Raw genomic sequence first — 13974 nt, 5'->3', positions numbered from 1 at the left:
GCGGCTGTGGGGGAGTGTTTTTTGAACCGTCGTCAGATTTTGCGCATTAATCTGTCAAGGTTAGTAATTTGTGTTAGTTGTTCACGTGATGAATTGTTGTAATATGCTAGCGACTTTATTCGGCAAAAGGGACAAGAACGTGAAAAAGGATTGGTTAACGCCGGAAGAACTGGCACAGCAAACAGGTTTTAGCAGACAAACGATTAATAAGTGGGTGAAGAAAGAGAACTGGACTACTGCACCGAAACCCGGCGTACAGGGTGGAAAGGCACGCATGATTCATATTGATGACCGCGTAAAAGTATTCTTAAAATCCACACGTCATGCTGCAGAACCTCATGCCCAATATCGCGTGAATCAGAATTCACTTCCTGCGCTGTTAATCACCTCAATCCAGCAATTGAGCAGTGATGAACAGGATAAGCTGGCAGCCATGCTGCTTCGCGAAGGAATACAGGGAATTTTGCAACGACTGGGTATCAGCAATTGAAAAAAAACCCGGCCAGATGGCCGGTTTTTTTATTTTATACCTTCTCAGGCTTCGCGAGTGGCAATAAACGCCAGCGCTTTCTCAATACGCGCCACGCTGCGTGAACGACCAATGGCGTGGACGGTCACATCCAGCGCCGGAGACTGCCCGGCACCGGTAACCGCCACGCGCAGCGGCATCCCCACCTTGCCCATCCCGACTTCCAGCTCATCGGCTGTTGCCTGAATCGCATGATGGACGTTTTCTGCCGTCCAGTCGGTAATCGCAGCCAGTTTGTCACGCACCACTTCCAGCGGCTGGCGTGCTACCGGACGCAGGTGTTTTTTCGCGGCATCGGCATCGAACTCATCAAACTCTTCATAGAAATACCGGCAGGATGCCGCCATCTCTTTCAGCGTCTTGCAGCGCTCACCCAGCAGCTTCACCAGCTGTGCCAGCTCAGGGCCGGTACGGGTGTCGATTTTTTCCTGCTCAATGTGCCACTGCAGATGGGTCGCCACGTACTCAGGTGCCAGGCTGTTGATGTAGTGATGATTCAGCCACTGCAGCTTTTCCGTGTTGAAGGCGCTGGCCGATTTGCTAACCGCATCAAGATCGAACAGTTTTTTCATCTCATCGATGGTGAAAATTTCCTGGTCGCCATGTGACCAGCCCAGGCGAACCAGATAGTTCAGCAGCGCTTCCGGCAGGTAACCATCATCGCGGTACTGCATCACCCCTACTGCCCCGTGGCGTTTGGACAGCTTTTTGCCATCATCGCCAAGGATCATAGAGACATGCGCATACACCGGCACCTGGGCACCAATGGCTTTCAGGATGTTAATCTGGCGCGGGGTGTTGTTGATATGGTCTTCGCCGCGAATGACGTGGGTGATCTCCATATCCCAGTCGTCGATCACCACGCAGAAGTTGTACGTTGGCGCACCGTCGGTCCGACGAATAATCAGGTCATCCAGCTCCTGGTTGCTGAACTCAATCGGGCCACGGATCTGATCGTCAAAGATGACCGAACCTTCCTGCGGGTTGCGGAAACGCACCACACACGGCTCATCATCGGCATGATGCTCGTGGCTGTCGCGGCAGCGACCGTCATAACGCGGCTTTTCGTTGTTCGCCATCTGGTGTTCGCGCAGCGCTTCCAGACGCTCTTTAGAGCAGTAGCACTTATAGGCACTGCCCGCTTCCAGCATCTGATCGATAACGCTGTTGTAGCGGTCAAAACGTTTAGTCTGGTAGTACGGGCCCTCATCCCAGTCGAGATTCAGCCAGTTCATGCCATCCATAATGGCATCGATCGCCTGCTGGGTTGAACGCTCCAGGTCGGTGTCTTCAATACGCAGCACAAACTCTCCGCCCTGATTGCGGGCAAACAGCCAGGAGTAAAGTGCGGTACGAGCGCCGCCCACGTGGAGGTATCCAGTTGGGCTTGGAGCGAAGCGGGTTTTGATTTTCATTAATGAATGCCTTATTACGCGGTGGCTAGGGCCTGGTCGGAACAAACTTTTAGGGGAAACATTCTATCACCTGCGGGCGAATCCTCAACGCCAATCCCTGTTTGCAGCATGACAGAGCAGAGACTTTCCAACAGCAAGCCTCTGTTTTTGCCTGAAATGGGAACATCCTGACTATTTTTACGACGAACACACATTTTACGCGGAAAAAGCGTTGACTCATTTCCGCGCTTCCCTATAATGCGACTCCACACAGCGGGGGTGATTAGCTCAGTTGGTAGAGCATCTCCTTTACACGGAGGGGGTCGGCGGTTCGAGCCCGTCATCACCCACCATTCATTATGTGAATGATGCCCGCGAAAATGCAGTACCCAGAGATTTGAGATGTGGGTGATTAGCTCAGTTGGTAGAGCATCTCCTTTACACGGAGGGGGTCGGCGGTTCGAGCCCGTCATCACCCACCATATCTCGGTAAATTGTCTGGCAGCAGTACGATATGGGTGATTAGCTCAGTTGGTAGAGCATCTCCTTTACACGGAGGGGGTCGGCGGTTCGAGCCCGTCATCACCCACCATATCGGGTCGTTAGCTCAGTTGGTAGAGCAGTTGACTTTTAATCAATTGGTCGCAGGTTCGAATCCTGCACGACCCACCAATGTAGAAAGGCGCCCTAAAGGCGCCTTTTTGCTATCTGTCACCCGGGCGGGGTTCGAACCTGCCGCAGGTTCAGGTCAAGCGCAGCGAGACAGCGTTGCTGAAGGCAACGGCCCGAAGGGCGAGGCAACGCCGAGTCATCCTGCACGACCCACCCATTCAGAAAGAAGCGCCTGACGGGCGCTTTTTTCGTTCTGCCCATCGCACGGCGGTCGAACCCAGAACATCCAGGCTGCCCCCTGGTGTGCTTTTCGCTTTGCGAACACACTTTTTACGCATTATGTGCTCAAGTCTGGAGCGATCCTTTCCGATAACCCGTATTGGTTAAATACAAAGGAGACAGAGATGACAACCATCAATACCAGCGCCAGCGTATCGGGCGGTTCAGGGGGCGGGGATTCGGTTTCGCAAACCGCCAGCATCAGCAAACAGATTGCCAGACTGCAGGAACAGCTGAAAAGCATGGCCGGTGATACGACCATGGATGAAGACCAGAAAGCAAAACAGCAGCAGATGATCGAAAATCAGATCATGATGCTGGAAGCGCAGTTAGCGCAAATCCAGCAGCAGCAGGCTGAAAAAGCCGCCGAAGCGCAGGAAGCCAGTAAAGATGCGGACAGCGGTAGCAGTAAAATGGCCGACGGGGTTAACCGTCCGACCGAAAATAATAAGCTGAACGTCTACATCTAATAAGGCGATGCGCTGGCACGTTGCTGCGTCAGCAGCTCCGCCTGCTGGCGCACTTCCTGCCATATCGCCTCTGCCGCAGGCGTCAGCGAGCGGTTTTTACGCCTGACCAGCATAATGCTGCGGTTGATCTCCGGTACAATGCGACGTACCAGCAACGGCCTCCCCTGGGGTAATGGCAGCGCCAGCGCCGGTAAAATACTGATACCGATCCCCGCCTCCACCATGGGAAACAAGGTTGCCGGATGGCCAATCTCCTGGGCTATCTCTGCCTGTACCTGCTGGCCGCGCAGCGCCTCATCAATCAGTACCCGGCTGCCCGAGGCATAGTCCTGCAGTACCAGCGTGCGGTGGTTAAGCATGTGCCAGTAAACCGTGGTTGTCAGCGCCAGCGGATCATCCTGGCGGCACAACAGCAAAAACGGTTCATCCAGGATAGCCTCACACTCCAGATCGTCCGCCTGCAGCGGCCCGACGACAATGCCGAAATCGACCTCCGCATTGCGGATGCTTTGCAACACCCACTGCTGCGGACGGTCGCGCAGCAACACTTTGATCTCAGGGTAGTGCAGCTGCCCAGCCGCCAGACACTGCGGCATCAGGTGGGCAGAAGGGGTCTGACTGGCAGCCACGCGCACCGTACCGCTGCGATGATGGCCGTAACTGCGCACATCCAGCAGCGTGGTGTTCAGCTCTTCCAGCAGGCGCTCAAGGCGGCTGGCAAGCTGTTCTCCCGCCTCGGTCAGCAGCACCTCACGCGTGGTACGATCCAGCAGTCGAATGCCCATCTCCGTTTCCAGCTCTTTTATGCTGTGACTGACCGCCGACTGGCTGAGCCCGATCAGCTGTCCGGCCTGGCTGAAACTTCCCTGCTGGGCCACCGCCACAAACACCCGCAGCTGACGCAACGTATAATTCATCGATTCTACTCATATATGAATTCAATAAATTAATTTTATTTCTAAACCCCGGCAGAGCACAATAGCCGCATCATTTTTTAACCGGGTATTAACAATGGGCATATTTCGTATTGATCCACTGATGTTGAAGCTGATTATCACCGTGCTGCTGGCATCCTTCCTGCCCGCCCGCGGCTATTTTGTTGATTTCTTTGGATGGATGACCACCATCGCCATCGCCCTGCTGTTCTTTATGCACGGAGCCAAGCTGTCGCGGGAAAAGATCATTGCCGGCGGCGGCCACTGGCGTCTGCACCTGTGGGTGATGTTCAGTACTTTCGTCCTGTTCCCGGCCCTCGGAATGCTGCTGGTCTGGTGGCATCCGTTAGATCTCAGCGTTGAGATCTATACCGGCTTTATGTACCTGACCATTCTGCCCGCCACCGTGCAGTCGTCGATTGCGCTGACCTCGCTGGCGGGCGGTAACGTCGCGGCAGCCGTGTGCAGCGCCTCGGCCTCCAGCCTGCTTGGCGTCTTTATCTCGCCGCTGCTGGTTGGCCTGCTGATGAATGTTCACACGGATGCCGTCGGTGGCAACCTGGAGCAGATGGGTAAAATTATGCTGCAGCTGCTGGTGCCGTTTTTACTCGGTAATCTTTCGCGCCGCTGGATCGCCGGCTGGGTGGAAAAAAACCGTGGCCTGATTGGTAAAACCGACCAGACGTCTATTCTGCTGGTGGTCTACTCGGCCTTCAGCGAGGCGGTGGTGAACGGTATCTGGCACCGCGTAGGGGTGATGACGCTGGTGTGGATTGGGGTGGGGAGCCTGGGCCTGCTGTTTGTGGTGCTGGCAATTAACCTGGCTGCAGCGAGACTGTTTCGCTTTAACCGTGAGGATGAGATTACCATTCTCTTCTGCGGGTCGAAAAAGAGTCTGGCAAACGGCGTGCCGATGGCCAATATCCTGTTCCCGTCAGCCGCCGTGGGGATCATTGTGCTGCCGCTGATGATCTTCCATCAGATCCAGCTGATGGTCTGTTCCATGCTGGCGCAGCGCTATAAAAGAGCCGGTGAGAAACTGGCTGCGCAGAAGAAAGCAGACGAGCAAAAACCTGCGGTAATGGAATCGCAGAAGTAAGACTGTGTTACGGGGCCTGATGGCCCCGTTTCAACGGTTTCACGAGTCCTTCCAGCCCCTCTATTTTGATCGCCAGCGCGATCTGCATCAGCTCCCCCAGGTGTCCCTGAGGAAACTCATCTTTGCGGGCAAACCACAGTAAATATTCTTCGGGCAGGTCAATCAACACCCGTCCCTTATACTTACCAAAGGGCATTTCGGTGTTGGCGATCTCGATCAGGTGCTGTTTTTCCATCTCACTCACCCAGTAAACGTATCATTTCCGCTTCGTCGATCACCGCAATACCCAGCTCCTGCGCCTTAGCCAGCTTGGAGCCTGCGGCTTCTCCGGCAATCACCAGATCGGTTTTCTTCGACACGCTGCCGCTGACTTTTGCCCCCAGCGCCACCAGCCGATCTTTGGCTTCATCGCGTGACAGCACGGTCAGAGAACCGGTCAGCACAACGGTTTTACCGGCAAACGGGCTGTCGATCTCTTCCGCTTTGACCACCACCACCTCAGGCCAGGTGATCCCGGCTTTTTCCACCAGCAGGCGGATCACCTCACGGTTGCTCTCTTCATCCAGGAAGTTACGCACGTGGCTGGCAACCACTTTGCCGACGTCCGGCACCGCGATGAGCGCGTCGAGATCGGCGGCCATCAGCGCCTCAAGAGTACCGAAGTGGGCAGCCAGGTTAGCGGCTGTGGCCTCCCCGACTTCACTGATGCCCAGGGCATACAGGAAGCGCGCAAACGTGGTGTGCTTCGCTTTTGCCAGGGCATCCACGACGTTCTGAGCAGACTTTGGCCCCATACGATCCAGCCCGGTGAGTTTGCCTGCCGTCAGGTCGAACAGGTCGGCCGGGTTCAGGACATACTCTTTATCGACCAGCTGGTCGATAATCTTTTCGCCCATGCCGTCTATGTCCAGCGCACGGCGGGAAACAAAGTGTTTTAGCGCGCCCTTACGCTGGGCACCGCAGATCAGACCGCCGGTACAGCGGGCGACGACTTCGCCTTCTACCCGCTCAACGTCCGAGCCACAGACCGGACAGTGGGTCGGGAACACGACGTCCCGCGCATCTTCAGCGTGTTCCACCACGCTGACGACTTTCGGGATCACATCGCCCGCACGGCGGATCGTCACGCGGTCACCGATTTTCAGCCCCAGCCGCTCAATTTCATCCGCATTGTGCAGCGTGGCGTTGCTCACTATCACCCCGGCGACCAGCACCGGCTCCAGACGTGCTACCGGCGTGATCGCCCCGGTACGCCCGACCTGGAACTCGACGTCCCGCACCACGGTCATCTGCTCCTGGGCTGGAAACTTAAACGCGATCGCCCAGCGAGGTGCGCGGGCTACAAAGCCCAGCTGCTCCTGCAGATCCAGGGAGTCCACTTTGATCACCACGCCGTCAATATCAAACCCGAGGGTCGGACGAGCCGCTTCAACTTCCCGGTAAAAAGCCAGCACCTCTTCGGCACTGTGACACAAACGCACGCGATCGCTGACCGGCAGGCCCCAGGCTTTAAACTGCTGCAGGCGACCCATGTGGCTGCGCGGCATCTCGCCCCCCTCCAGCAGGCCAAGTCCATAGCAGAAGAACGTCAGCGGGCGTCTGGCAGTGATGCGCGGGTCAAGCTGACGCAGTGAGCCAGCCGCCGCATTGCGCGGATTAGCAAATACCTTGCTGCCGGTGCGCCGTGCTTCGTCGTTCATCTTTTCAAAGCCGGCCAGCGGCATAAATACTTCGCCACGCACTTCCATTCGTGCCGGGATATTTTCCCCGCGCAGGCGCAGCGGAATAGCGCCAATCGTGCGCACGTTGGCAGTGATATTTTCCCCGGTGGTGCCGTCACCCCGCGTCGCTGCCCGCACCAGTTCCCCGTTTTCATACAGCAGGCTGACCGCCAGCCCGTCGAGCTTCAGCTCGCAGCAGAAGGTCATCTCATCGCTGCTTTTCAGGCGATCCTGTACGCGCTTGTTAAACGCCAGATAGCTCTCTTCGTCGAAGGCATTCTCCAGCGATAGCATCGGCACTTCGTGGCGCACCTGGTCAAAAGCAGTAAGTGGCGCAGCACCGACACGCTGGGTGGGAGAGTCGGCGGTCACCAGTTCAGGGTGGGCGGCTTCCAGCTCACGCAGTTCCCCCATCAGGCGATCGTACTCCGCATCCGGCACTTCCGGCGCATCCAGCACGTGATACTGATATTCATGGTGGCGAAGCAGGGTTCGCAGATGGGTGATTTTGTCTTGTAAGGATTCCATAGCGGCACCATCAGAGATAAAAAACCCCCGAAGGCCGGGGGTTTGGGAAGATTATGATTCGGGTGAAAATTACTGCGCGTTGGCGTCAATCACATCGCGGATACGCGCTTTATACGTTTCCAGCTTTTGTGGTGTCATCATCCGGCGTTCATCATCCAGCACTACGCCGCCAACATCGTCGGCAATGCGCTGGGCAGACTGCAGCATCAGCTTAAAGTTCTGATGTGCATCGCCGTAGGACGGCACCATCATAAAGATCGACACGCCTGGGGTGGTGAAATCAGACATGTTGTCCGGATTAAACGACCCCGGTTTAACCATATTCGCCAGGCTGAACAGCACCGGGCCACTGCCCGCCGGGTTCAGATGGCGGTGGAATATATTCATTTCGCCAAACTGGAAGCCTGCCTGCAGTACACCCTGTAGCAGCGCTTCACCGCTGATGCTGCCGCCTGCATGGGCAGAAACGTGCAGAACGAGTACGGTCTCTTTACGACGGGCCTCTTCGCGCTTCGCCTCTGCGATTTCCTCGTCAGACGGAGGCTGGACGGCCCCGGCCACAGGTTGAGGCGGCTCCGGCGGTCTGCTAACCGGCGGTGCCTGGCGCACGGGTTCAGCATGACGCACAGGTTCAGCATGACGCACAGGTTCAGGTGTCTCGTACTCCGGTTCCGGGGCATGCTGAAACTCACCGCCAAACAGCGGGTCAGATTCAGGTTGCTCATCCACCACGGGCTGATGCCGTACCGGTTCAGGTGCTTGACGAGGTTTTGACTGACGCGGTGGTTCATCCCCGGCATTAAATCCACCCAGGGAAGGCTCCGACGGCTCAGGCTGGCTGCGCTGGACACGCACTTCGCCCACGCCCTCTTCCTCGTCTTCGAACGCTTCTTCTCTGTCCTGCTTTAAACGCTTGTGCGGGCGATCGCGAAAAACAGATGAGCGCTCTTTACGGCTGGTCCACAAGCCGTGAAGGAGAAGCGCTATTATGGCGATCGCGCCAACAACGATTAATATCAGACGCAAATCCTGCATCATTGTATTCTCTGTTGTTCCAATACCTTGCCACCGCGGCAAACTTTATCCTCTAACTGTATTTGCCCAGGTACACAAGTGCAAGTCTGTGCAGTATTTTCTGACAAATATCCCGCTATGAGGACGGTTTTTTGCTGTTTTTTCGCTCAAAGCCCCTCTGGCAAGGGGAAAAAGCTGAGTTATGATACCCCCTGGCCGCCCGTTTAATGGAGAAAAGCAGTACATGTCACTTCAAAATTCTGACCCGTCGCACAATGGCGTCCACTTTTTTGCCCAGGGATGGAAGCTGATCATGCTTCCTGGCATCCGACGTTTTGTGCTGCTGCCGCTGCTGGTCAACATCATTCTGATGGGTGGCGCTTTTATCTGGCTGTTTGATCGTCTGGGGCACTGGATACCCCAACTGATGGCGATGGTTCCCGGCTGGCTGCAGTGGCTTGGCTATCTGATCTGGCCGCTCACAGTACTGTCGATCATTTTAGTCTTCAGCTATTTCTTTTCGACTATCGCTAACTGGATAGCCGCTCCTTTTTGCGGCCTGCTCTCCGAACAGCTGGAGGGGCGTCTGACCGGAAAACCCCTGCCCGATAACGGCTGGAGTGGTCTGATAAAAGACCTGCCGCGCATCATGAAACGTGAATGGCAAAAGCTGGCCTGGTATCTGCCGCGTGCGCTGGTTCTGCTGCTGCTCTATTTTGTTCCGGGATTTGGCCAGACGGTGGCCCCGGTGCTGTGGTTCCTGTTCAGCGCATGGATGCTGTCGATTCAGTACTGCGACTTCCCCTTTGATAATCACAAAGTGAGCTTCCGGGACATGCGTACTGCACTACGACAGAATAAAACGGAGAATATGCAGTTCGGTGCCCTCGTCAGCCTGTTCACTCTGATCCCGCTGCTGAATCTGGTGATTATGCCCGTTGCCGTCTGCGGCGCGACGGCCATGTGGGTAGAAAAATACCGCCCGCAGCTGGCACTGAACCGATAGGACCCGATCAGCGGGCCGCGCTTTCCGGCCCGCCCCTGTCCAATCCCGCGACGGGCAGCGTGGATTTTCCATGATTTCGCCCGTCATTTCGCGCTTATGCCATTTCGGCAGGCCTTATTTCGGCAGAACATATCTATATACGATTTCTTCACTTCACTGGCTAAATGAACAAGGTATGCTCTAAGCGTTCCCAATATTTCATACAGTTAAGGACGGGCTATGAGTAAGATCTATGAAGACAACTCTTTAACAATCGGTCATACGCCGCTGGTTCGACTGAACCGCATCGGTAATGGACGCATTCTGGCAAAAGTAGAGTCGCGTAACCCTAGCTTCAGTGTCAAATGCCGTATCGGTGCCAATATGATTTGGGACGCAGAGAAACGCGGAATTCTGAAGCCGGGTATTGAACTGGTCGAACCGACCAGCGGTAACACCGGTATTGCGCTGGCCTATGTTGCCGCCGCACGCGGTTATAAGCTGACGCTGACCATGCCTGAAACCATGAGCGTTGAGCGCCGTAAGCTGCTGAAAGCGCTGGGCGCTAACCTGGTGCTGACGGAAGGGGCCAAAGGAATGAAGGGTGCCATCAGCAAGGCAGAAGAGATTGTGGCCAGCGCGCCAGACCGCTTTGTCCTCCTCCAGCAGTTCAGCAACCCGGCTAACCCCGAAATTCATGAAAAGACCACCGGCCCGGAGATTTGGGAAGATACCGATGGTGAAGTCGATGTGTTTATCGCCGGTGTCGGTACGGGCGGAACGCTGACCGGCGTCAGCCGCTACATCAAAAATACCCAGGGCAAAAAAACGCTGATCACCGTTGCGGTCGAACCGACCGACTCCCCGGTGATTGCCCAGGCGATTGCCGGGGAAGAAATTAAGCCCGGCCCGCATAAAATCCAGGGCATTGGCGCGGGCTTTATTCCCGGTAACCTCGATCTCAACCTGGTGGATCGGGTGGTGGCTATCTCCAATGAAGAAGCGATTTCAACCGCCCGTCGCCTGATGGAAGAAGAAGGAATTCTGGCCGGTATCTCTTCCGGTGCTGCGGTCGCCGCCGCGCTGAAACTGCAGGAAGATGAGGCCTTCGCCAATAAAAATATCGTCGTAATCCTCCCCTCTTCCGGTGAGCGCTATCTCTCTACCGCTCTGTTTGCCGATCTGTTCACTGAAAAAGAACTGCAACAGTAGTGCCAGAACGCCGATATTGTCTGAAAAAGCACCCGTTCGGGTGCTTTTTTGTGGGCTGCTTCAAACTTTTACCACCCTACCGATTGATTTTACCCTCTGGTGTCTGGTATTTAAGCTGCCAATTATTTCGATCCGTAAAATTAATCGCCGCGTGAACTGGATCAAGCTGAATCGATTTACTGGTTTGGCGCACAACGCGAAATAGCGGCATAATGGGTAGTGGAAAAGCAAGAGGGAATTCCGCATTCATCCTCCCTGTTCATTCCACCTTACCAGCGCATTTTTTGGCCAGTCTTTGTACCATGCCAGCGCGACTCACTACAGGCTAAAGTTCAGCCACCAGGCTAGACTTTAGATCAACAACACCAAACCAAATTAAGTTGGGGAAACATAATGTTCCAGCAAGAAGTCACCATTACCGCACCAAATGGCCTGCACACTCGTCCAGCCGCTCAGTTCGTTAAAGAAGCGAAAGCTTTTGCCTCAGAAATCACCGTGACCTCTAACGGTAAATCTGCCAGCGCGAAAAGCCTGTTCAAACTGCAGACCCTGGGTCTGACTCAGGGTACTGTCGTTACCCTGTCAGCTGAAGGCGAAGATGAGCAGAAAGCCGTAGAGCATCTGGTTAAACTGATGGCGGAACTGGAGTAATCCATTCGCTTTCCAGCTAGTCCAGCGACGTTTTTCCGGACATGAGTAAGCAATATTGATCGCGAACAGTACGTTCGCGATGTTGTTTTCGTAAACTAGCCAAAAAGCTGACGAAACAGACGGTATGTGCTGTCCGGCTCGCTGAGTGGATTAACCGATGCAGTCATCCGCGGTTCTTCGCCTCAGATGATTTTCAAAGAATGAAAAGGTAGGGTTATGATTTCAGGCATTTTAGCATCACCGGGTATCGCTTTCGGCAAGGCGCTTCTGCTGAAAGAAGATGAGATTATCATCAACCGGAAAAAGATTTCTGCCGACCAGGTCGATCAGGAAGTTCAACGTTTTCTTGATGGTCGTAAAAAGGCTGCCGTGCAGCTGGAAGCGATCAAAATCAAAGCCGGGGAAACCTTCGGTGAAGAGAAAGAAGCGATCTTCGAAGGGCATATTATGCTGCTGGAAGATGAAGAACTGGAGCAGGAAATCATCGCCCTGATCAAAGACGAGCATGCCACTGCGGATGCTGCTGCCTTTTCTGTCATTGAAGGTCAGGCTAAGGCACTGGAAGAGCTCGATGACGAGTATCTGAAAGAGCGTGCTGCCGACGTGCGTGATATCGGTAAACGCCTGCTGCAAAACATTCTTGGCCTGCATATCGTTGATCTCAGCGCCATCAATGAAGAAGTATTGCTGATTGCAAAAGATCTGACCCCGTCAGAAACGGCACAGCTGAACCTGAACAAAGTGCTGGGCTTTATCACCGATATCGGTGGCCGCACGTCGCACACCTCGATCATGGCGCGTTCTCTGGAACTGCCTGCTATCGTCGGCACCGGTGATGTGACCAGTCAGGTAAAAAATGACGATTTCCTGATCCTCGATGGCGTTAATAATCAGGTGTACGTTAACCCGACCGCTGAAAAAATCGAAGAGCTGAAAGCCGTAGCCCATCAGTATCTCAGCGAGAAAAACGAGCTGGCGAAACTGAAAGATCTACCGGCGATTACGCTCGACGGCCATCAGGTAGAAGTATGCGCGAACATCGGTACCGTGCGCGATGTCGCCGGTGCAGAACGTAACGGCGCTGAAGGTGTTGGCCTGTACCGTACCGAATTCCTGTTTATGGACCGTGAATCCCTGCCGACGGAAGATGAGCAGTTCCAGGCGTATAAAGCCGTGGCTGAAGCCGTCGGTGCGCAGGCGGTGATTGTCCGTACCATGGATATCGGCGGTGATAAAGACCTGCCGTATATGAACCTGCCGAAAGAAGATAACCCGTTCCTCGGCTGGCGCGCGATCCGTATCGCCATGGACCGTCCTGAAATTCTCCACGCCCAGCTGCGCGCTATCCTGCGAGCTTCTGCCTTCGGCAAACTGCGTATCATGTTCCCAATGATTATCGCCGTTGAGGAAGTGCGCTTCCTGAAAGCCGAGCTGGAAACGCTGAAAGCGCAGCTGCGCGAAGAAGGCAAAGCCTTCGACGAAAGCATCGAAGTGGGCATTATGGTGGAAACACCGGCTTCAGCCGTGATTGCTCACCACCTGGCGAAAGAAGTTGATTTCTTCAGTATTGGGACAAACGACCTGACGCAGTATACTCTGGCAGTTGACCGTGGTAATGACCTGATTTCCCATCTCTACAACCCAATGTCTCCTTCTGTACTGACGCTGATCAAGCAAGTTATTGATGCTTCTCATGCCGAAGGTAAATGGACAGGCATGTGTGGTGAGCTGGCAGGCGACGAACGTGCTACACTACTGTTATTGGGAATGGGGCTGGACGAATTCAGCATGAGTGCCATTTCTATTCCACGCATCAAGAAAATTATTCGTAATACGAATTTTGAAGATGCGAAGGCATTGGCAGAGCAGGCTCTTGCTCAACCTACAGCGGACGAGTTGATGAACCTGGTCAATAAGTTCATTGAAGAAAAAACACTCTGCTGAGTTAGAGACACGCTGGCCCAAAATTACTGCTTAGGAGAAGAACATGGGTTTGTTTTCAAAACTTTTTGGCGATAAGTCTGATTCCGCATCAGGCACTATCGAGATCGTAGCCCCCCTGTCGGGTGAAATCGTCAATATCGAAGACGTGCCGGATGTAGTGTTTGCAGAGAAAATTGTTGGCGATGGTATCGCTATCAAACCTACCGGCAATAAAATGGTTGCGCCGGTCGATGGTACCATTGGTAAAATTTTCGAAACCAATCATGCTTTTTCCATCGAATCTGACAACGGCATTGAGCTGTTCGTCCACTTCGGGATTGATACGGTTGAACTGAAAGGCGAAGGCTTTAAACGCATCGCTGAAGAAGGTCAGAAAGTCAAAAAAGGCGACGTGGTGATCGAGTTCGATCTGGCGCTGCTGGAAGAGAAAGCAAAATCAACGCTGACCCCGGTCGTGATCTCCAATATGGATGAGATCAAAGAGCTGGTTAAGCTGACGGGTAATGTTGTAGTGGGTGAAACCCCGGTTATCCGCATCAAGAAGTAACAGCCGTCATCGTTAAAAAGCCCTCTGATTTCGGTCAGGGGGCTTTTTTTATGG

13 protein-coding genes, 4 tRNA genes and 1 other RNA gene are annotated in these 13974 nt (G+C 54.4%); 13 read left to right on the top strand and 5 right to left on the bottom strand.

Translation table 11 applies throughout. The annotated features are described in order from the left end of the window. Positions 1-139 precede the first annotated feature (139 nt). Positions 140-490: a YfeC-like transcriptional regulator gene (locus IFU29_RS15980; protein ID WP_191934783.1), complete on the top strand. Its 351-nt coding sequence runs from the start codon at positions 140-142 to the stop codon at positions 488-490. Between the two features lie 44 nt (positions 491-534). Here IFU29_RS15980 and gltX read toward each other — a convergent pair whose 3' ends face one another. Continuing rightward, the gene (gltX, locus tag IFU29_RS15975; RefSeq protein WP_191934782.1) at positions 535-1944 is read right to left on the bottom strand and encodes a glutamate--tRNA ligase; all 1410 of its coding nucleotides are present in this window, start codon (positions 1942-1944) and stop codon (positions 535-537) included. A gap of 256 nt (positions 1945-2200) precedes the next feature. Here gltX and IFU29_RS15970 point away from each other — a divergent pair. From IFU29_RS15970 to IFU29_RS15945, 6 genes are all read left to right on the top strand, one after another. Further along, positions 2201-2276: transfer RNA gene (locus tag IFU29_RS15970), tRNA-Val, on the top strand. A 53-nt stretch (positions 2277-2329) separates the two neighbouring features. Next, positions 2330-2405 (top strand) — tRNA-Val (locus IFU29_RS15965). A 34-nt stretch (positions 2406-2439) separates the two neighbouring features. Then, positions 2440-2515, top strand: a tRNA-Val gene (locus IFU29_RS15960). 4 nt (positions 2516-2519) lie between these two features. Beyond that, a tRNA-Lys gene (locus IFU29_RS15955) sits at positions 2520-2595 on the top strand. 31 nt (positions 2596-2626) lie between these two features. Continuing rightward, a non-coding RNA gene (locus IFU29_RS15950) (RtT sRNA) lies at positions 2627-2751 on the top strand. Between the two features lie 188 nt (positions 2752-2939). Further along, positions 2940-3284 carry a FlxA-like family protein gene (locus IFU29_RS15945; protein WP_191934781.1) on the top strand — a complete coding sequence of 115 codons (345 nt, stop codon included), beginning with the start codon at positions 2940-2942 and terminating at the stop codon, positions 3282-3284. Here IFU29_RS15945 and IFU29_RS15940 read toward each other — a convergent pair. After that, entirely contained in the window at positions 3281-4201 is a 921-nt protein-coding gene (locus IFU29_RS15940) for a LysR family transcriptional regulator (protein WP_191934780.1), read from the bottom strand. The genes IFU29_RS15945 and IFU29_RS15940 overlap by 4 nt on opposite strands. Before the next feature lie 94 nt (positions 4202-4295). Between IFU29_RS15940 and IFU29_RS15935 the strand changes: the two genes are divergently transcribed. Continuing rightward, entirely contained in the window at positions 4296-5318 is a 1023-nt protein-coding gene (locus IFU29_RS15935; RefSeq protein WP_191934779.1) for a bile acid:sodium symporter family protein, read from the top strand. Between the two features lie 7 nt (positions 5319-5325). Here the strand turns inward: IFU29_RS15935 and IFU29_RS15930 are convergent, their stop codons facing one another. From IFU29_RS15930 to zipA, 3 genes are all read right to left on the bottom strand, one after another. Continuing rightward, on the bottom strand, positions 5326-5553 hold the full coding sequence (locus tag IFU29_RS15930; RefSeq protein ID WP_191934778.1) for a DUF3820 family protein: 228 nt from the start codon (positions 5551-5553) through the stop codon (positions 5326-5328). Between the two features lies 1 nt (position 5554). Next, positions 5555-7567: an NAD-dependent DNA ligase LigA gene (ligA, locus tag IFU29_RS15925; RefSeq protein WP_191934777.1), complete on the bottom strand. Its 2013-nt coding sequence runs from the start codon at positions 7565-7567 to the stop codon at positions 5555-5557. A gap of 69 nt (positions 7568-7636) precedes the next feature. Beyond that, positions 7637-8605 carry a cell division protein ZipA gene (gene zipA / locus IFU29_RS15920; RefSeq protein WP_191934776.1) on the bottom strand — a complete coding sequence of 323 codons (969 nt, stop codon included), beginning with the start codon at positions 8603-8605 and terminating at the stop codon, positions 7637-7639. Between the two features lie 220 nt (positions 8606-8825). Here zipA and cysZ point away from each other — a divergent pair, with 220 nt between their 5' ends. The 5 genes from cysZ (at position 8826) to crr (ending at position 13920) form a co-directional block, all read left to right on the top strand. Continuing rightward, positions 8826-9587 carry a sulfate transporter CysZ gene (gene cysZ, locus IFU29_RS15915; protein ID WP_191934775.1) on the top strand — a complete coding sequence of 254 codons (762 nt, stop codon included), beginning with the start codon at positions 8826-8828 and terminating at the stop codon, positions 9585-9587. Between the two features lie 219 nt (positions 9588-9806). Continuing rightward, positions 9807-10778: a cysteine synthase A gene (gene cysK / locus IFU29_RS15910; RefSeq protein WP_191934774.1), complete on the top strand. Its 972-nt coding sequence runs from the start codon at positions 9807-9809 to the stop codon at positions 10776-10778. A gap of 393 nt (positions 10779-11171) precedes the next feature. Continuing rightward, positions 11172-11429, top strand: coding sequence for a phosphocarrier protein Hpr (gene ptsH / locus IFU29_RS15905; RefSeq protein WP_034916267.1), 258 nt, complete (start codon positions 11172-11174; stop codon positions 11427-11429). A gap of 216 nt (positions 11430-11645) precedes the next feature. Beyond that, positions 11646-13373 carry a phosphoenolpyruvate-protein phosphotransferase PtsI gene (gene ptsI / locus IFU29_RS15900; RefSeq protein WP_118663545.1) on the top strand — a complete coding sequence of 576 codons (1728 nt, stop codon included), beginning with the start codon at positions 11646-11648 and terminating at the stop codon, positions 13371-13373. A gap of 43 nt (positions 13374-13416) precedes the next feature. Then, the gene (gene crr, locus IFU29_RS15895) at positions 13417-13920 is read left to right on the top strand and encodes a PTS glucose transporter subunit IIA (RefSeq protein WP_062744899.1); all 504 of its coding nucleotides are present in this window, start codon (positions 13417-13419) and stop codon (positions 13918-13920) included. The last annotated feature ends 54 nt before the right edge of the window (positions 13921-13974 follow it).

The sequence above is a fragment of the Erwinia persicina genome, from assembly GCF_014838825.1.
Taxonomy (GTDB): Bacteria; Pseudomonadota; Gammaproteobacteria; order Enterobacterales; family Enterobacteriaceae; genus Erwinia; species Erwinia persicina_A.
Note: the sequence above shows the minus strand (reverse complement) of the source record. Positions and strands in the feature narration are given on the sequence as shown.